Annotated in this window: 15 protein-coding genes; 14 read left to right on the forward strand and 1 reads right to left on the reverse strand. The window is 44.1% G+C overall.

Annotated features, from left to right (window positions below; translation table 11 throughout):
* Positions 1-437: 437 nt before the first annotated feature.
* The 9 genes from ITJ88_RS00750 to ITJ88_RS00790 all read left to right on the forward strand — a co-directional run bounded on the left by ITJ88_RS00750 (position 438) and on the right by ITJ88_RS00790 (position 11,900).
* A complete protein-coding gene (locus ITJ88_RS00750) occupies positions 438-3,779 on the forward strand; it encodes a hypothetical protein (RefSeq protein WP_195864378.1) in 3,342 nt (1,113 codons plus the stop codon).
* A 129-nt stretch (positions 3,780-3,908) separates the two neighbouring features.
* A complete protein-coding gene (locus ITJ88_RS00755; protein ID WP_195864379.1) occupies positions 3,909-5,483 on the forward strand; it encodes a S8 family peptidase in 1,575 nt (524 codons plus the stop codon).
* A 136-nt stretch (positions 5,484-5,619) separates the two neighbouring features.
* Complete coding sequence (locus tag ITJ88_RS00760; RefSeq protein ID WP_195864380.1) at positions 5,620-7,179, forward strand: S8 family peptidase; 1,560 nt, start codon at positions 5,620-5,622, stop codon at positions 7,177-7,179.
* A gap of 17 nt (positions 7,180-7,196) precedes the next feature.
* Entirely contained in the window at positions 7,197-7,880 is a 684-nt protein-coding gene (locus ITJ88_RS00765; RefSeq protein WP_195864381.1) for a hypothetical protein, read from the forward strand.
* Between the two features lie 44 nt (positions 7,881-7,924).
* Positions 7,925-8,623, forward strand: coding sequence for a hypothetical protein (locus tag ITJ88_RS00770; RefSeq protein WP_195864382.1), 699 nt, complete (start codon positions 7,925-7,927; stop codon positions 8,621-8,623).
* A gap of 63 nt (positions 8,624-8,686) precedes the next feature.
* Complete coding sequence (locus ITJ88_RS00775) at positions 8,687-9,346, forward strand: hypothetical protein (RefSeq protein WP_195864383.1); 660 nt, start codon at positions 8,687-8,689, stop codon at positions 9,344-9,346.
* A 15-nt stretch (positions 9,347-9,361) separates the two neighbouring features.
* Positions 9,362-10,057, forward strand: a complete 696-nt coding sequence (locus ITJ88_RS00780) for a hypothetical protein (protein WP_195864384.1) — start codon at positions 9,362-9,364, stop codon at positions 10,055-10,057.
* A gap of 15 nt (positions 10,058-10,072) precedes the next feature.
* The gene (locus ITJ88_RS00785) at positions 10,073-10,786 is read left to right on the forward strand and encodes a hypothetical protein (protein WP_195864385.1); all 714 of its coding nucleotides are present in this window, start codon (positions 10,073-10,075) and stop codon (positions 10,784-10,786) included.
* A 244-nt stretch (positions 10,787-11,030) separates the two neighbouring features.
* Positions 11,031-11,900, forward strand: a complete 870-nt coding sequence (locus ITJ88_RS00790; RefSeq protein ID WP_230088488.1) for an LCP family glycopolymer transferase — start codon at positions 11,031-11,033, stop codon at positions 11,898-11,900.
* Positions 11,901-11,938: 38 nt separating this feature from the next.
* On the opposite strand, the gene ITJ88_RS00795 is transcribed toward ITJ88_RS00790, so the two are convergent.
* The gene (locus tag ITJ88_RS00795) at positions 11,939-13,090 is read right to left on the reverse strand and encodes a hypothetical protein (RefSeq protein WP_195864387.1); all 1,152 of its coding nucleotides are present in this window, start codon (positions 13,088-13,090) and stop codon (positions 11,939-11,941) included.
* A gap of 198 nt (positions 13,091-13,288) precedes the next feature.
* On the opposite strand from ITJ88_RS00795, the gene ITJ88_RS00800 reads away from it, so the two are divergent.
* From ITJ88_RS00800 to ITJ88_RS00820, 5 genes are all read left to right on the forward strand, one after another.
* A complete protein-coding gene (locus ITJ88_RS00800; RefSeq protein WP_195864388.1) occupies positions 13,289-14,020 on the forward strand; it encodes a YveK family protein in 732 nt (243 codons plus the stop codon).
* Positions 14,013-14,708, forward strand: coding sequence for a CpsD/CapB family tyrosine-protein kinase (locus ITJ88_RS00805; protein WP_195864389.1), 696 nt, complete (start codon positions 14,013-14,015; stop codon positions 14,706-14,708). Before ITJ88_RS00800 ends, ITJ88_RS00805 begins: the two co-directional genes overlap by 8 nt.
* 11 nt (positions 14,709-14,719) lie before the next feature.
* Positions 14,720-15,484, forward strand: a complete 765-nt coding sequence (locus ITJ88_RS00810; RefSeq protein WP_195864390.1) for a tyrosine-protein phosphatase — start codon at positions 14,720-14,722, stop codon at positions 15,482-15,484.
* Positions 15,485-15,762: 278 nt separating this feature from the next.
* On the forward strand, positions 15,763-17,616 hold the full coding sequence (locus tag ITJ88_RS00815; protein ID WP_195864391.1) for a nucleoside-diphosphate sugar epimerase/dehydratase: 1,854 nt from the start codon (positions 15,763-15,765) through the stop codon (positions 17,614-17,616).
* Positions 17,616-18,206 (forward strand): sugar transferase, encoded by a 591-nt coding sequence (locus tag ITJ88_RS00820; RefSeq protein ID WP_195864392.1) that lies wholly within the window; start codon positions 17,616-17,618, stop codon positions 18,204-18,206. The genes ITJ88_RS00815 and ITJ88_RS00820 overlap by 1 nt, the downstream gene beginning before the upstream one ends.
* The last annotated feature ends 6 nt before the right edge of the window (positions 18,207-18,212 follow it).

The following is an 18,212-nucleotide window of genomic DNA, read 5'->3' on the forward strand; positions in this document are numbered from 1 at the left end:
CTTAGAAAGGGTAAATCCAAAAATTAATTTCCATGCACAGCCTATGTAAATATATTTAGATTTACTACTATTCACCTATTTTTTACAAAAAATCTATTGTGGCGTCCTTCCCAGTTTTGTATATTTGACCTGTAGCGTTCTTACCGATTCTCAAAAACGAAACGGTGGAGCGCACGAATCTACAATCAGAAATGGCTTCTTGAAGCGATTTTGGCAGTTTCTTTAGTTCATCCCAATCGGATACATAATGGCTCACGAATGGATCGTCTTGATGATAGACGAAAAGTCGCACGTGAAACAGAACGTACTCCTCCTAAGACGACTAAAGAATTTTTTAACTGCTTTAAAGTAAAATATTTCTATATTTTACTTATATTGTAGATTTAAAATTGGGATTTGCGCTTTTGATTTGTTAGAAAAGAGGAGGAATAGTAAACATGGGTTATTCGAAGAAAACGAACAAATTGTACGCTGCTGCAGCTGCGCTCGCAGTCACGGCGTCTGTCGTAGCACCGGTTGCTGCTGATGCAGCATCGAAGGTCTCGGTTAAATACATCTCTCCAATCTTGATGAAACACGCTGGTGGTTCGAAATATGCAGTCAAGAAATTGACGCTTCCGACGAAAGTCAAAGTCAAACTCTCAAACGGAAAGTACGAAATGCGCTCAGTCAAATGGAGCGGTTCTGTCAAATTCGAAAAGAAATACATCAACAAATACCAAGTCCTTTACGGTAAGGTAGCAGGTACGACGAAGAAAGCAATCCTCAAGGTCGAACTTCAAAACTACCCAGTTGATGTCCTCGAACCAGTCCTCGAGCCGGTCGCTGTTGGCGAAAAAGTTCAATTGCCAAGCACGATCAGCATCCGGTACAAATCAGGGATCATCGTGAAGCGTCCAATCAGCAAGTTCAACCTCAAAACACCATCGACTTCAAAAGCAGGCAAATATAAACTGGCGTATTCGTATAAGGGTGCGAACTCTGTCGTTAAAGGGTACATCAACTACGAAGTCAAAGCAGCGGACATCTCGAACGTCATGGGAAGCGTCGATGATCAGATGCTTTCAGTCAAAGCGGACGTCATGTACCCAGCAGTGGGCGCAATGGCAGAACTCTTGATCTACCCAGGCAAAGACATGTCAGCAACTCCAATCGTTGCAAAAGGAACGCTCTCGAAAGGGAAGTTCATGGCATCACAAGGTGGCATTCCAGAAGGAACACACAGCTACGTCGTCAAAGTCGGCGATGTCAAATCAGCTCCGATGGACTTCACGATTGCCAATACGGTTCTCGCTTCAGCAAAAGCAATCGGCAAAGAGAAAGTTGAAGTCTCATTCTCGCGTGCAGTTGACTCTGTCTCAGCAGACAACTTCAAAATCGCAGGTGCGACAGTCAAGTCAGCGACACTCAGCGCAGACAAGAAGTCAGCAGTTCTTGAAGTCGAAGGACTTGAGTACGGTATGGACTACTCAGTTGACGCAAAAGGCATCTTAATCGGTGGCGTTGCGAAAGACCTCGGTTCACTCAGCTTCATGACGCAAAGCGTCGAAAACATCTGGATGCTTGAAGTGACACCAAAAGCGTCTTCGATCCTTGCAAACGGATCAGACAACACGGAAGTCACATTCCAGTTGAAAAACAAAGCAACAGGTGAAGTCGATACGAAAGCAGACGATATCGTCTTGAAATTATCGACATCATTCGGATCACTCGCGAAAGAACGCGTCACGATCCAAGATGGTAAAGCGACGGTTCTCTTGACGTCTGAGTTCAGCAACACAGACATCGAAGCAACAATCGACGCGCAAATCATCGAGACAGTCAACGGTGAGTACAAAGACTTGATCGGTAAAATCGATGGACAAGCGAAAGTCAAGTTCAGCACGGTCATGGTTACGCCAGCACCAGTTGAATTGATCAACGTACTTGCAGCGGAATCGAACCAAGCGGATCGTGTGACGATCTTCCTCGATAAAGCTGTCTCGCGTGATCTTCTCTTGAAATCGTTCGGTCTCGATAAGAAATTACCGACGGTTGACGAGAGCGAATACCTCGCAAACGACAACATCCAAATCGAGCAATTCGATGGTTCGAAACGCGTCATCGGTATCAAATCGATTCCTTCGAATCCAAAAGCATTCGAATTGATCCTTGATAAAGAAACACCACTCCAAGACAACGCAACTGTTAAAGTGCTTGCGAAAATCACAAGCAGCACGGATACAGAAGTGAAGTCAAAAGCAAGCTTCAAGTTGACAGATGCTCGTCAGCCGGAAGTCACTTCGGTCAAACCAGTTGGTCTGAACCAACTTGAAGTGAAATTCTCTGAAGCAATCGCAGATGCGAAGTTCAAAATCGATGGTCAATACGGCGAGAAGTACTTCAAAGTCGAATACCTCGGATTTGATAACAAAACAGGTGTCGATCGTCGTGATACAGTCATCATTGCGTTGAACGATGAGCAGATGATGATGGGTGCAAAAGCAGAAGAAGCTTACCCAGGACCGAAGAAAGGCTACTTCACACCTGGTAAACACTCACTCCAAATCTGGAATGCGATGGACTTCGCAGCCCTTTCGGATGAGTCGAACATCGGAACGACACAAAACCTCGACTTCACAGTTGCTGCTGATACAGTCAAGCCAACTGCAGGCGTCGTTGTTGAGTCACCAGAACAATTCCGTATCATGTTCAGCAAACAGCTCAAAGGTCTCGACCTCGATGCAGTCAAAGCATTGCTTGCTTCGAAAAAGCTGAAACTCGAGCGTTACAACTCGAACACGAAGTTGTACGAAGACTTCAGCCAGTATGCTGATGTCACGTACTACGATGAAGAGACAGGTGAAGTTCTCCTCGAACTCAACCAAGACTGGACAGCAATCTACGACACAGTCAACACGAAAGAGAACTACTACAACGATAAGTTCAAACTTTCGCTCGCAAAAGATTCTGTCAAAGCAGAAGCAAACGGCGAGAAAAACGACGCGTTGTCGCTTGACCTCAACTATGCTGGTTCACCGCTCAACTCTCCAGATCTGAAGAGTGCGGAAATCACGACGATTGACCGTTACCTCATGACGAATGACTTCACAGTCATGATGAGTGAGCCGGTTAAACTCCGTGGTATGGATGAGGCAGATACGCCACTCATCAACGCAGAAGGTACAGTACTTCCACCGAAAACAACAGTTGAGTTCATCGGTAAAGACAAAAACGGTAAAACCGTTACAATCGATGGATCAGTCGTTGAATACACGGATAGCTCAGATATGAACTTCCGCGTTAAAGCGAACGAAAGCCTTCAGTATCTCGTCGACAAAGACGGTTACGGAGAAGAGTGGAAAGTCGTCGTCAAGTCACTCTCTGACGATGTCGGTAACACTGTCGCTACAGCGACACACGACTTTAAAGTTTCGAAAACGCCAGTCACACCAGTGGCTTCGCCATTCAAAATCGATAAAGTCACTGCAAACGCAAAAGATGAAAAAGACGTCATCCGTATCAAGTTCACAGAAGGTGTTCAATACACTGGAATGTACGATGCAACGAACACTGCTCAGTACACGTTGAACGGAAAAAATCTTCCAGTCGGCACAAGCATCTCGCTTGCAGACTCGGATGATGATATCATGAACGGTCTCGACATCGTTAAGATCAAAGTTCCAGAAGGAACACTCAAAACATTGTCGAACGTCATCACGGTCAACAAAGAGCTTCAGTCGTATGACAACTCTGTCTTGACTGGTGGTTATGAGAAAGCAGTTCTTCTCGGACTATAAGATACGCTAAAGCCTCTTCCTACTTTGGTAGGGAGAGGTTTTTTTGATTCACATCAATGTTTCTCTATATCCCACATAATTCCATATAATCCGGGTATTAGTAAGAAAGACCTAGAGGGAGGAACAATGATGCGAACATGGATAGCAGGGAGCTTAGCGCTTGGTTTGATCTGTAGTACGGTACCGGTCAATGCGTTTGAAAAGCAAGAAACGATTCGTCCGGCAACACTAATGAAAGCAAAGGAAGTTCCAGCGTTTTCGAAACAAGCCGGCAGTGCCTTGACAGGTCGCTTTGACTCGGATGGATTTGCCGTCTGGTATTTTGATGCGAAGGATTTCGTCGCAAAAGGAACGCACTTTGAGTTTGAGCTCGACTACGATACGTACGGAACGATGTTCGCCAGTAAAGCTGACGCGGAAGCAGGTCGCGTCTACAACCGCTACTATCAAGTCACGGATGATACACTCTACTTCCCACTCAGTTGGAGCGGACGGCAGTACTTAGTTCTCGAAGGCTATCCGGGCGATCGTTATTCTGTTCCCGCCTACATCTCGCGTTATGAACCGATTGAGGAATCAATGACAGCTGCCGTCAAAGCAGTCAAACCGGCGTTACTCGTGCAGACACGTCCTGGTGCAATGCGGGCGCAGTCGTTCGGTGCCTCCAAAGTCGAATCACTAGCGTCCGAGCTCCGCATCGAACGACTCGTCTATGAATCCTATGCTGACGCTGAAGCAGCGAAGAAAAAGTTCGAGCGATCGAATAGTGTTGCGTTCGCAGAGTTTGACGCACCGATCCAAGCCTTCGGTGTCGACGCCTATCAAAAACATCAATGGTCCTTGCAGAACACGGGACAAAAGAAGGGACTGAAGGGAGCAGACATCGGCTTCGTCGCCATGCAAAAACGCATCAAAGGCAAGAAGCTGTCTGCAACGAAAGTCGCAGTCCTCGACTCCGGCATTAATCCGACGTATGCGGACTTCGCAGGTAAAGTCCGGATGGATCTCGGCTATGATTTCATCAATGGCGATAAGACAGCGTGGGATGATAACGGACACGGTTCACACGTCGCCGGGATCATTGCTGCAGGTGGAAATAATACGTACGGGATGACCGGTATCAATCCGATGACGACGTTGATTCCGATCAAGGTGCTTGATGAGTCAGGGGCTGGTTCAGTCTCGGGACTCGTCAAAGGCATCCAGCATGCGACAAAACAAGGTGCCCGAGTCATCAATATGAGTCTCGGCGGTAGTTCTTCTTCGAAATCGATCGAGTCGGCATTAGCCGCGGCGGTCAAGAAGAACATCCTGATCGTCGCTGCTTCCGGGAACGAAGGACGCGGAACGATTGCATACCCGGCCCGTTCGAAATATGTCTTGTCGGTTGGTGCAACCGGACGAAAAGATACGAAAGCGTCGTTCTCGAATTACGGGACGGGACTGGACCTCGTCGCTCCAGGCGTCTCGATCCCAAGCTACCTCGCAGATGGGGAGCTGTTATATGGAAGTGGTACTTCGATGGCGACACCACACGTCGCAGGTGTCGCGAGTCTCTTGATTAGTCTGAAGCCGTCCTTGAAGGCGAGCAGTGTGGAAAGCATCCTCAAGAAATCAGCGAAGGATCTCGGTAAAAAAGGCTATGATACGAGTTATGGTGCCGGTCGTTTGAATGCCGATAACGCCGTCAAACTAATCCCTTAATGCAGTCAAGAAGTCCTGTGCGAACAGGGCTTCTTTTTTTCAGTCAATTCATTGATTGATAGAGGTAAAAAGAACTAGGAAAATCAATTTTTTCCATTATAATGAAAAAGGATACAACGAAAAGGAGTGAAACCAAATGAAAAAGGTCATCGTCAGTGCTCTCCTCGTGAGTGCATTTGGTACATATACATGGGATACGACAGAAGCTGCGACAACGGCGAAAAAAGTGCCGACCATCGAAGCCGAAACGAAAAAAGGCTACATTAAGGGAACGTTCGATGCGAGCGGGAAAGCCTTATTCTATTTTGATACGAAGACGTATCTGTCAGGTGGAACACACTTGAAGTTCGCCTTTGACGCTTCCAAAAAAGCGACCGTTTATACGTCGCAGACGGAATACAAACAAAAAGATCCATATGCGCGGTATGCGAATAGTAAAAAGACACTCTTTTTTCCACTGACATGGAGTGGGCGACAATACATCGAAGTAACGGGAACGAAGAATAAAGCATTTACGATTCCCTATAAACTCGAACGCCTTGAACCCATTCGCGAATACGCGACAAAATCAACGACAACCGGACAAGCGACGAGTCTCGTCGTTCGTCTGAACGGGGCGACGAAAGCGAGTACGTTGTCACAGACGTCACGGGCCACTGATCGCGAAACAATCGACAGTACGTTACGTCTTGAAAAGTTCTCCTACAACAGCTTCATCCAAGCGATGGCAGCTAAACGGCAACTCGAAAAAACGAAGGGCGTCCGGTACGTCGAACTCGATCAACCGATGAAGTTACTCAGCACCGATCCATTCCAGTCCGTCCAGTGGGCATTAAAAAACACGGGACAACGCGGAGGCGTCAAGGGAGCGGACATCGGTTATCACGCGATGGTCAAACGGATTGCCAACAAGTCACGTTCGACCGTTCGTGTGGCAGTCGTCGATACGGGGATCAATCCGACCTATGCGGATTTCGCCGGACGCGTCCGGATGGATCTCGGATATGATTTTGTTCATAAACGTCAACTTGCTTATGACGATCACGGACACGGAACACATGTCGCCGGTGTGATCGCTGCAACATCAAACAATGGGTACGGGATGACGGGGATCAACGATCGAGCAAGCATCATTCCAATCAAGGTCATCTCGCGCAATAACTATGCGTCGAACTCGAATATCGCTAAAGGCATTCTGTTCGCCGTGAAACAAAAGGCAAAAGTCATCAACTTGAGTCTTGGTGGTGGCGGTGTTTCCTTAGCGATTGAAGATGCGCTAGCGGAAGCACGCAAGAAAGGAATCTTCGTTGCAGCAGCAACTGGTAACGAAGGCGCATCGAAACTGTCCTATCCGGCACGCTCGAAATATGCGTTCTCGGTCGGGGCGACGAACCGATTCGATAAACGAGCGTCGTTCTCGAACTACGGCGAAGGACTGGATCTCGTTGCACCGGGACAAGACATCGCGAGTTACCTGCAAGATGGCGAATCGATCTTTTGGAGTGGTACATCGATGGCGACACCGCATGTCGCTGGCGTCGCGAGTGTCCTCTATAGCTTAAAGCCAAGTATCAAAGTGACGGACGTCGAATCGATCCTCCGCAAGTCAGCAAAGGACCTCGGCAAAAAAGGTCGTGACACGACGTACGGATACGGTCGCTTGAATGCTGATCGTGCCGTTCAGCTCGTGAAATAAGGAAAGTAGGTAGAACGATGAAACGTATCCTATGTGTCTTCCTCATTGGTGTTCTCTGTATAAGCGGGACACTCGAAGGACAAGCAGCATCAAAGGAAGCACTGCAGATCAAACAAGCGTACAAAGCACTCAAGTTCGGTATGACGCTGACGGAAATCGCGAAGACAATATACGGAAAAGAGTATCGAAAATACATCAAGACACAAAATGGTAGAGTCGTCTTTACGAAAAAACCGGGAACGACCGATAACGAACAAGGGTATCGGTCCCTCGGATACGTACTGGATCGCCCCTCCAAAAACCTTCCAACGACAACGCTTCTTGAATTTAGTACGAAACAGCACCAGAAGACATATTATCTGACACAAAAAGCGCTGTACTACCAAGCCGATACAGAAAATGGGTTGTATGAAAATAGCCGGACACTCATGAAGCCGGCGTCATTACGCCACGGGATGACGGAGAAACAACTCGACCAACTGGTGTCCGGCAAAAAGCTCGGACAGGTGTCAATGTATTGGAGTTGGAACGTTTCGTCCGTCATCAAAAAAAGTCCGATGAAAACGGGACGCTACAAAATCTATCAATTCCACCGGTCGCATTCGAAAAAGATGCAGGTCGTCACCTTGTCCTATAACAAGCAGAAAAAGCGATATGATGTGGATACAGAAATCGGGATTTCATTGAAATACGAAAAATGAATAAAGATGATTCATGGAGTCATCGAGGAGAGTAGGAAACAGGTATGAAACGCATCATGATATGGTCACTCTGTTTAGTACTGTTGTTTGGTCTGTTTGTTCCAGGAACAGTATCTGCAGCAACAAAAGCAGAAACGCTTGCGACGACACAGTACAAGGGCTTGAAAAATGGAATGACGATGCAACAAGTCGCTCAAGTGTTGTATGGCAAGTCGTATCAGAAACACCTGAAGAAAAGAAACGGATCGACTGTCTTGAAACTTTCAATCAACTTCGAAGGGGACGAAGACGGACATAAGCAATTAATCCACGTCCTCTCCGATTCGGCAACAAAACATTCTCCGACTGAACTAGTCTTACAATTCATGACGAAACAGAAGAGTACGAAGTACCGCTTGGTGACGAAAGGCTTGTTTATCGAACGGAAGACGAAGACAGGGTATCGCGAAAGTACACGATCGCTCGTCAAAGGTGCCGCGCTTCAGAACGGGATGACGGAAAAAGAGCTCGATGCGAAATTGACGGGGAAGGGTCTTGGCAACTGGACGATGCTCGGTCATATGGATACAGCGTCTGCTTATACGCTGGACGAACAAAAACGAGGATTTGCTGAAGTGTCTCGGATCAAGGAATACATCTTTAAATCGACGACAGACAAATGGAAACATGTCGAACTGACGTATAACGAACAAAAAAGAACCTATCAGGTCAGTAATATTCGGACGATTAAGACAAAAAAGTAAAGCACGTGCAACAGAAAGTGAGTGAAATGGATGCATAAGTGGAACGTAAAACGATGGCTTCTCATGGTACTTGTCGCAATAGTTTCTTTACATCCAATAACGGCGGGTGCTGCAACGAAGGCTGAGACGATCGCCACGAAACAATATCGTGCTTTAAAGCATGGGATGACGGTGGAACAAGTCGCCAAAGTCCTCTATGGAAAGACATATAAGAAGCAACTGAAGATGAAAAACGGTTCACAAGTTTTACGATTGAACACAGAAATCGAGATGGAGGAATGGGATCGGAACGTCCTACTTTATGATCTCGTGAATCGAAAAGTAGAATTCCCGTCAGCGATCGGTGTCCTGATGTTCATGACGGAGACAGGTGGAACGAAGTATCGGCTGACGATGAAACAAATGGAGTTCAAGCGTGACTCGGCAGCCGGATTCCGGACGAGTGATCGCAAACTGATTAAGAGTGCGAAAATCAAGAACGGGATGACGGAGCAACAAGTCGATCGATTACTGACGGGGAAAGGGCTCGGGGAATTCGGGACACTCGGTCAAGTCGATACGACATCCGTTCTTCGAAAAAAAGAAGTCAAAGCAGGGAAAGTGACGATCATTCATACGAAATCATACGTTTTTCCGACAGCAACAAACAAATGGCAATACATCTTTTTCATCTATGATACGAAAAAGAAAGCGTATCGTGTCGAAGATCATAGTCAGTATTAAAAAGGAGAGTAGAGTATGAACACGACATTCATGAAAATCACAGTGGCGACAATCATCGCGGGATCAACACTCTTTAGTGGAACGGCATCGGCGGCGACGAAAGTCGAGACAACAGCGACAAATCAATACACAGCACTCAAAGCGGGTATGACGATGGAGCAAGTCGCAAAAGTCTTATACGGCAAAGACTACAAAAAACAATTAACGACGAAAAGCGGTTCACAAGTATTGAAGACGAAAGAAGAGTTTAAGGACGTTGAAGATAAGCGTAAAGAAATTTATTACGAAATCTATGATCGGAAGGCAAAGATTCCTCCGACTTTGATGTCGTTCGGTTTCATGACGAAAAAGAACGATTCCGTGTATCGTCTTATTTCGAAACAAGTCGAAATGGGACGGAATACATATTCTGAATACCGCGAGAGTACACGGAAATTAAGAGCGGGCGCTAAAATCAAGACGGGAATGACGGAGAAACAACTCGATGGTGTGCTTTCGGGGTCTGGTCTTGGTGAATGGGCTGGACTAAGTGAGGGAGATGCGCGGAGCGTCTTCAGTACAAAGGAAATCAAAGAGTATAAGATCGAGACGCATAAAGGAAAGCTTTATGTTTTCCAAAAATCAACGAAATCACGGATTTATGTTGATTTGGCCTATGATGCAAAAAAGAAAACGTACGTCGTTGTGGATCACGAGACAGCGACATTCTAAAAGGGGGATTTACAGATGAAAACAACATTCACAAAGATTGCTGTAGCGACGGTCATCGCAGGATCAACACTTTTTAGTGGTACGGCTTCTGCAGCGACGAAAGTCGAAATCACGGCAACGAACCAATTTGAGGCACTCAAAACCGGTATGACGATGGAGCAGGTTGCAAAAGTCCTCTACGGTAAAAGCTATAAAACGCAGCTAACGAAAAAAGATGGATCAACAATTTTAAAGAAAAAGCCAGAGTTTGCGGATAAAGAAGACGGTCAGAAGTTCGCAACTTACAATTTTTACGATACGAAAGTGAAAGTAGCGCCAACCTATACGGCGTTATCATTTACGACGAAAGCGAAGGACTCGGTTTACCGTCTGACTTCAAAAGTAATTAACATAACGGCTAAAACAAAATTGGGTGCCCGGGAAAGCAAAATGCAACTAGTAAAAGGTGCGAAACTGTCGGAAGGCATGACAGAACAACAACTCGATGCCGTTTTGACTGGTAAAGGGCTAGGTGACTGGATGGATTGGGCAAACTTTGATTATTCAATGGTCGCTTCAAAAGTGGAAATCAAGCAGGGACTCGCTGATCCGATCATGATGAAAACATATGTTTTCCAGACGACAGATCCAAAAAAACGGATGCTTGTCAGCCTGGATTACAACTTTAAGAAAAAAATCTATGAAGTCTTTCTGTTTGAGAAAGTATCGGCAACAGAATCGTTGCTATGATGCGCCGCAGTAAGAGCTTACAAGATTGATGTGAAGCAAAAAAGAGTCTGCCAATTGGAAGACTCTTTTTTTCATCTTTTCCCGTTTTTGACAAATCACCCTTAAATTTCGTTATACTCGGACTGTAAGTCTTGTCATACACGACCGATATTAACGAGAAGCAAAACACAGAAGGGAATGGACGCAGTTGGAACGAGTTAAAAAAAGACGTAAGGTAAAAAAACGTTGGACGCCACTTAAAATTATGCTATTGATTGCACTTGTCCTCGTCGTCGGTGTCGGCGGATTCATCGGCTATACATACTATCAAGTCGACCAGACGGTCAAAAAAATTCAGTCACCCGTCAAGAATACGGGAGACAAAGTCGTCGAAGAGCAAAAGCCGGTTTCGGTTTTATTACTTGGTGTCGACCAACGACCAGGAGAGCGAGGACGTAGTGACTCGATCATGGTCATGACATTGAACCCGACACGAAACGAAAGCCGATTGATCAGTATTCCCCGGGACACGAAGGTTGATATCGTCGGAAAAGGAACAAACGATAAGATTAACCACGCCTATTCATTCGGTGGACCAGAGATGGCAATCAAGACAGTCGAGAAATTCCTCGATATCCCGATCAACTACTATGCAGAAATCAACATGGAAGGATTTACGTCTCTGGTTGATGCGGTCGGTGGGGTAACGGTCAATAATGATTTGGACTTTACCGTCAGTGGGACACATTTCCCAGTCGGTAAAGTCAACTTAGACGGAAAATCTGCGTTGAAGTTCACACGGATGCGTTATGAAGATCCACGAGGTGACTTTGGTCGTCAAATGCGGCAACGGGAAGTCATTGCCCAAGTCGCGAACAAATTGTCGTCCGACGTTTCAGTCAGTAACTTTAACGCCATCATGGACGTCGTTGGCAAAAATGCACAGACAAATGTTTCGTTCAAACCAATGCGGACACTGGCCTTTGATTACATGGATGCTTTCCGTAATCAAAAGAACCTCAAGCTTGAAGGAACGGGTGGAAAAGAAGGCGACGGGATTTATTACTGGCATCCGACAGAAGATTCATTAAAAGAGACACAAACGGCATTACGCTATTCACTCGATATGGAATGATAAAAAGCACCGACTCCACTATGAGTCGGTGCTTTTGTTTAAAACGATTGTTCCGCTAGACGAATCCGACTGATCGTTCCGTCTTTTGCAAAACGTTGGAGACGATACGAGTTACTCGTGACGAGTCCTGTCGATTCCGTTTCTAGTTGAAGTGGGGAGAGTGAGGCTAATTGCTCATTCGTAATAGTCGTCTCCGTCCAGTCAATGGCGATGACCTTGTTGTCCTTCAAGACAAAAAAGTGATTTCCGTAAAACAGGTAGTCATGCAATTCATCATTGAAAGTCCGATCGGCTGGTCCATAAAGACTATTCAGTTCTTCACTACTTTTGCCGATAAGGTCAATGAGGGTGCCGGTCACAAAACTCGTATCGAGGTTATCATTCGCCCACGTCAAGAGTGTCTCGTCAGCAAGCGCTTCACCTTCGAGTCGTTTTGTCGTATCAGACGTTTTAATAAATCCTGTTAAATCATCGGATAATTCAATTTCGGTCACGCCGTCTGTTTTCTTGACGATGCGATACCCGTCTCCGAAGTCTGCTTCATAAAGTAATGTCGTCATCGCTTCTTCTCGATAGATATTGCTTGAGCGTGTTTTAACATACAATACATCATCAACAGCTGCAGTCTCTTCTGCTGCTTTTGGTTTCTTTTCCTTTGTTTTCTCCACCGTGACTGGTTTTTCGACAGTGGCTTTTGGGGTCGTATCTGCAGAACCTGCGAAGTAAGTCGAGTAAACATAGGTTCCACTGGCGCCAAGTAAGAAGCAAAGAATCAACAGAGCGATCCAACCCCAAGGTAATGGTCGTTTTGCTCCAGCATGCTTAAATTCTTTCACTTTTTTTCGGCGTTTTGGTTCCGGTTCGCGATGACTACGTGAAAGTGTCGGTAATGGTTCTTTTTCCTTATCTGGAAGCGGACCATCTTCATCGAGAATGGGGCGTGCGACCAACGTACCATAAAAGTCAGCTAACGTTTCATGATGTTTTCCGGCGAGGAATGCATTCCATTCGTCGACCGTCACAGTATCTTCGTCATAAGGAATCAGTGGGGGCTGCCCGGTGATTCGGATCATCGTATCCGTCAAGGATTCAGTTGAAGCAAGACTCGAACGAACCCGTTCATGAAGTCGAGCAATATCCTCTTTTGAGTGAGACGTATAAAATTGAAGCGCTTGTAGCGAGCGATGCATAAAGAAATTCCTCCTATGTCGAGATACGGAAATGAATGTAAAAAGTAACAATTCATCTTTTATTATACGCAATGTTTTTCAATAAACGTATGACATTTCCTAAAAAAACATCAACCATTTCCCAAAATTTTGTTATACTGAGTCCTAGTTGATGTAGGAAGTCACTGAATTAGACAAATAAAGGAGAATAATTAGACCATGAATGAAACGATTAGCTTGCAGGAATTATTTTCGATTTTACGTAAATCGTTCTGGCGCATCTTGGCGTTGACGATTGTCGCCGCTCTCATCTCATTTGCCGTCAGTAGCTTTTTAATTAAACCAACGTATCAAGCAGGAACACAAATTCTCGTCACACCAAAGAAACAAGAAAACGAAGTTATCGATGCACAGTCCGTCCAGTCGTCTGTCACATTAGTTAATACATACCGGGTCATCATCAAAAGCCCAGCGATTTTAGAACAGGTTCAGAAGGAAGTGCCGAACGCACCAACAAACGTAGATGCTTTGAACAAGATGGTCACAGTCGAAAGTGAACAAAACTCACAGGTCATTAACGTGTCAGTCCAAAGTACGGATGCGGCACTTGCATCAAACTTGGCAAACTCGATCGCAGAAGTCTTTAGTTCAGATGTGCAAAAATTAATGAGCGTCGATAACGTTACCGTCTTGTCGACATCCGGCATCCCAACTTCACCTGTTAGTCCGAATATCATTTTAAACACAGCGATCGCAGCAGTCGTCGGATTCTTACTCGGTGTCGGTCTTGCTTTCTTACGTGAAGTACTCGATCGTCGCATCCGAACAGAGGATCAGGTCCAACAAATTCTTGATCTCCCGGTGCTCGGTAGTATCCCGGATATCGACAGTAAAGTATTCAAGTCATCGTCAAAAGCAGCAAAACGAGAGGCGGTCCAACAACATGGCTAAGAAGAGTAAAATGAATAAAGACGCACGGAAGCTGATTACGGTCACGCAACCGAAGTCACCTGTCGCTGAACAGTACCGGACGATCCGGACGAATATCGAGTTCATGGCCGTTGATCGTGAGATTCAAGCAATTCTCGTTACGTCAGCAACACAGGGTGAAGGAAAATCAACGACGTCATCGAACTTAGCTGTCGCTTACGCCCAACAAGGGAAAAAAGTTTTGATTATCGATACCGATATGCGTCGTCCGACGGTCCACTATACGTTCCGTGTAGCGAATGGTCTTGGACTTTCGAGTCTCTTGACACGTCAAGCGGAAAAAGAAAAAGCCATCTTACCGACAAAGGTCGATAACTTATCGATTTTGACAGCGGGTCCGATTCCGCCGAACCCAGCGGAGCTTTTGTCGTCACGTGCGATGGAGCATCTTGTTGCACAACTCCGTGAAGAGTTCGACGTTATCATTTTTGACGCACCACCACTTTTGCAAGTCGCCGATAGTCGCATTACTTCGAAACTAACAGACGGTGTTGTCCTGGTCGTCGGTTGTACGACATCTGATCGTCAACGGGTCTTGAAAGCGAAAGAACAGCTTGAACTGGCGGAAGCAAAAATACTCGGCGTCGTCTTAAACCGTCGTGAACTGACGGATGATTCAGCATATCAATACTACTATTCTTATGAGTGAGGGACATCCACATGGTTGATATCCATTGTCATATCTTGCCGCTCGTCGATGACGGTCCGGCTAGTGTCGAACATGCCTTACAGTTGGCTGAGCAAGCTGTCGCAGAAGGGGTGTCGCGAGTCATCGCGACACCGCACCTCTATCATCCGCAATTCGAGACAGAAGATGTCGATGTAAAGCTGACGGTCAACGAGTTCAATGTTTTGTTGAAACAACGTGATATTCCATTGACTATCTATCCAGGACATGAGATTCGCTTGATTGGTGAGTTGGTGGAAGCATTAGAAGCAGGACAAGCACTGACACTTAACGAGTCACGTTACATCTTGATTGAGTTTCCATCAAGCGGAATTCCATCGTATGCACGCCAAGTCTTTGCGGAATTGATTTCCGATGGCTATATTCCGATCGTGGCCCATCCGGAAAAGAACAAGGCAATCATTCAGAATCCATCGTTACTGTTTGAATTGATTTCAAACGGTGCGATCAGTCAGGTGACGTGTGCCAGTTTAATCGGTAAATACGGGAAGGATGTTCAGCGGTTTGCGATTGCTTTACTCGAAAATGGGTTAGCCCATCTTATTGCAAGTGATGCCCATCACTTTGAGAAACGTCCGTTCTACTGGAAGCAATGTGAACGAATGCTTGAGAAAACATTCGAAAATTGGTTGATCGATGAGATTTATGAAAATAATGAAGCCGTTCTCTTGAACCAACTCGTGACAATCAATCCCCCGAGTCCTGTCGAGAAGAATTGGAAAGGACAATGGGTATAACATTTTTTGTCAAGGTAAGGGAAAGAGAGTGAAATAGCACTCTCTTTTTTCTATGTTAACGCTTACATTATTAAAATATGGAAAACTTTATGGAAAATGACATGCGTCCTATGTTATTGTATTTTACATAAAGAATGGAACTATAAATATAAATTTCCAAAATAAAAATCTTTCAGATGAAGTTACTGAATTTATGTTTAGGTTATTAGATGACAGAAAGGAAGATTACTGTTTGGAAAATAGTATTTTAAATATTAGTTGAGAGGAGTCAAGTTGCTATGAAAAAGTATTATTATTATCGTACTATTTTACTCGCGTGGATGGACGCTTGTGCATTAGTTGCAGCAATGAGCTTTACATATTTTTTCTTATACCCAAAAGAATTATTTTTATTAATTGACGGTCGTATGCTAATTCAATCTGCACTATTTTTTGCTTTGTTATTTATATCAGTAGCCTTTTTAATGAAGCTTTATCGTGTGAACTGGAAATATGCAAGCGTTCAAGAAGCGATAACATTATCTTTATCATTAGGAATTAGTTCATTAGGCTTAATAGTGTATCAAGTTCTATTCTTTGAACAAGTATTAGAGCGAATTGTACTATTAAGCTTTTGTATTGCTTTGTTGTTACTAGGAGCAATCCGAGTAGGGCTACGCTTGTTAGGAATTGGTCAAAACTGGCGCAAGTATTCGACTTCGAGACGATCGATAAAGAATAGAAAAAGGACACTAATCATTGGTGCAGGAAGCGCTGGAAGAGCACTCGTCCGTCAATTATATGCTTCTCCTTTCCATGAATTAAAACCAGTAGCCTTTGTTGACGACGATCCTAAGAATAGACACTTTTTAATCCAAGGATTAGAAGTGTCTGGAACAACAGCTGATTTAAAAGATGTAATTGAAAGACACAAAATTGAAGCAATTGTATTAGCCATTCCTTCACTCTCTCGGCAAAGACGTATTGAATTAATTACCGAATCAAAAGCTTTATGCAAAAATGTACAAACACTTCCAATGATTGAAGAACTAGTGACTGGAAAGGTATCGGTCAACGCGATTCGAGAGGTATCGATTGAAGACTTACTTGGTCGAGAAGCAGTGGAACTTGATATCTCTGGAATTAATAACGAAATTAAGGGGCGCACTGTACTAGTTACAGGTGCAGGTGGTTCAATAGGATCAGAAATATGTAGACAAATTGTACAGTTTTCTCCTGATAGATTGCTGTTATTAGGACACGGAGAAAACAGTATTTATTTGATCGAACGTGAATTGAATTTATTGAAAACTTCCATAGAATTTATACCTATTATTGCAGATGTTCAAGATATCGATCGATTAAAAGAAATTTTTAGGTTGTATAGACCAGATGTTGTGTTCCACGCTGCTGCACATAAACATGTTCCATTAATGGAAGCTAATCCATATGAATCTGTTAAAAATAATATTTATGGCACAAAAAATGTTGCTGAAGTATCAGATATGTATAAGGTAGAACGATTTGTGATGATTTCAACGGATAAAGCTGTTAATCCGACAAATGTAATGGGATCGACAAAGCGTATTGCTGAGATGATTGTTCAAGACTTTGGACACAAGAGTTGCACAAAATTTGCAGTTGTTCGATTTGGTAATGTGTTAGGAAGTCGTGGGTCGGTCATTCCATTGTTTAAATCTCAGATTGCAACGGGAGGACCGTTGACAGTAACACATCCAGAAATGACACGGTTCTTTATGACAATTCCAGAAGCTAGTCGCCTTGTAATTCAGGCTGGAATTTTAGCAGACGGTGGAGAAGTGTTTGTTCTAGATATGGGAGAACCAGTAAAAATTGTTGATTTGGCGAAAAACATGATCAAGTTAAGTGGATTTACGGAAGAGGAGATGCCGATCACATTCACAGGCATTCGACCAGGAGAAAAAATGTACGAAGAATTGTTGAAAGAAGGCGAAGTTGATTCAAAATCAATAGCACCTGGTATTTTTGTAGGTCGATCTTCGTATAATCCTATTTTATTTCAAAAGTTAAAAGAAATTGAAGAACGAACTAATAGTAACGATTTAAAGAATTTCTTGATTGGATGGGCGAACGAAGAATACGTAAATAACGTCGAGGAGATTAATGCTTAATGAAGCGACTATTTGATTGTGTAGTAAGTTTACTGGCATTGATTATCTTATCTCCAATAATTGTGATAACTGCAATGATTGTTCGTGTGTTTATAGGTAATCCAATTATTTTTAAGCAACAGAGACCGGGTTTATTTTCAAAACCTATTTATGTTTACAAGTTTAGAACCATGACAAACGAAACGAATGACGAAGGTGAGCTATTACCAGATCAATTGAGATTAAAAAAATCTGGAATCATCATTCGAAAGCTAAGTTTGGATGAGCTTCCTCAACTTATAAATGTAATTAAAGGTGATTTAAGTTTAGTTGGTCCAAGACCCTTATTAATGGAATACTTACCTTTGTATAACACTAAACAATTAAAACGGCATGAAGTACGTCCAGGTATTACAGGTTGGGCACAAATTAATGGAAGAAATGCGATTGGGTGGACTGAGAAGTTTGATCTTGATGTTTGGTATGTAGAAAACCAGTCCTTTTTATTAGATATAAAAATACTTCTGCTTACAGTAAAAAAAGTTTTATTGAGCAAAGACATATCTAGTGATACATCCGTAACGATGGAAAAATTCACTGGAAATAATTAATAAAAG

Origin of the sequence: Exiguobacterium abrahamii (genome assembly GCF_015645365.1) — a bacterium.
GTDB lineage: Bacteria > Bacillota > Bacilli > Exiguobacteriales > Exiguobacteriaceae > Exiguobacterium_A > Exiguobacterium_A abrahamii.

What these genes read in the sequence shown, in the direction of transcription:
- ITJ88_RS00755 (WP_195864379.1), top strand. Translation starts at nt 3,909, where the DNA reads ATGCGAACATGGATAGCAGGGAGCTTAGCGCTTGGTTTGATCTGTAGT.
- ITJ88_RS00790 (WP_230088488.1), top strand. Translation starts at nt 11,031, where the DNA reads ATGCTATTGATTGCACTTGTCCTCGTCGTCGGTGTCGGCGGATTCATC.
- ITJ88_RS00760 (WP_195864380.1), top strand. Translation starts at nt 5,620, where the DNA reads ATGAAAAAGGTCATCGTCAGTGCTCTCCTCGTGAGTGCATTTGGTACA.
- ITJ88_RS00775 (WP_195864383.1), top strand. Translation starts at nt 8,687, where the DNA reads ATGGTACTTGTCGCAATAGTTTCTTTACATCCAATAACGGCGGGTGCT.
- ITJ88_RS00805 (WP_195864389.1), top strand. Translation starts at nt 14,013, where the DNA reads ATGGCTAAGAAGAGTAAAATGAATAAAGACGCACGGAAGCTGATTACG.
- ITJ88_RS00815 (WP_195864391.1), top strand. Translation starts at nt 15,763, where the DNA reads ATGAAAAAGTATTATTATTATCGTACTATTTTACTCGCGTGGATGGAC.
- ITJ88_RS00810 (WP_195864390.1), top strand. Translation starts at nt 14,720, where the DNA reads ATGGTTGATATCCATTGTCATATCTTGCCGCTCGTCGATGACGGTCCG.
- ITJ88_RS00780 (WP_195864384.1), top strand. Translation starts at nt 9,362, where the DNA reads ATGAACACGACATTCATGAAAATCACAGTGGCGACAATCATCGCGGGA.
- ITJ88_RS00795 (WP_195864387.1), bottom strand. Translation starts at nt 13,090, where the DNA reads ATGCATCGCTCGCTACAAGCGCTTCAATTTTATACGTCTCACTCAAAA.
- ITJ88_RS00765 (WP_195864381.1), top strand. Translation starts at nt 7,197, where the DNA reads ATGAAACGTATCCTATGTGTCTTCCTCATTGGTGTTCTCTGTATAAGC.
- ITJ88_RS00785 (WP_195864385.1), top strand. Translation starts at nt 10,073, where the DNA reads ATGAAAACAACATTCACAAAGATTGCTGTAGCGACGGTCATCGCAGGA.
- ITJ88_RS00820 (WP_195864392.1), top strand. Translation starts at nt 17,616, where the DNA reads ATGAAGCGACTATTTGATTGTGTAGTAAGTTTACTGGCATTGATTATC.
- ITJ88_RS00770 (WP_195864382.1), top strand. Translation starts at nt 7,925, where the DNA reads ATGAAACGCATCATGATATGGTCACTCTGTTTAGTACTGTTGTTTGGT.
- ITJ88_RS00750 (WP_195864378.1), top strand. Translation starts at nt 438, where the DNA reads ATGGGTTATTCGAAGAAAACGAACAAATTGTACGCTGCTGCAGCTGCG.
- ITJ88_RS00800 (WP_195864388.1), top strand. Translation starts at nt 13,289, where the DNA reads ATGAATGAAACGATTAGCTTGCAGGAATTATTTTCGATTTTACGTAAA.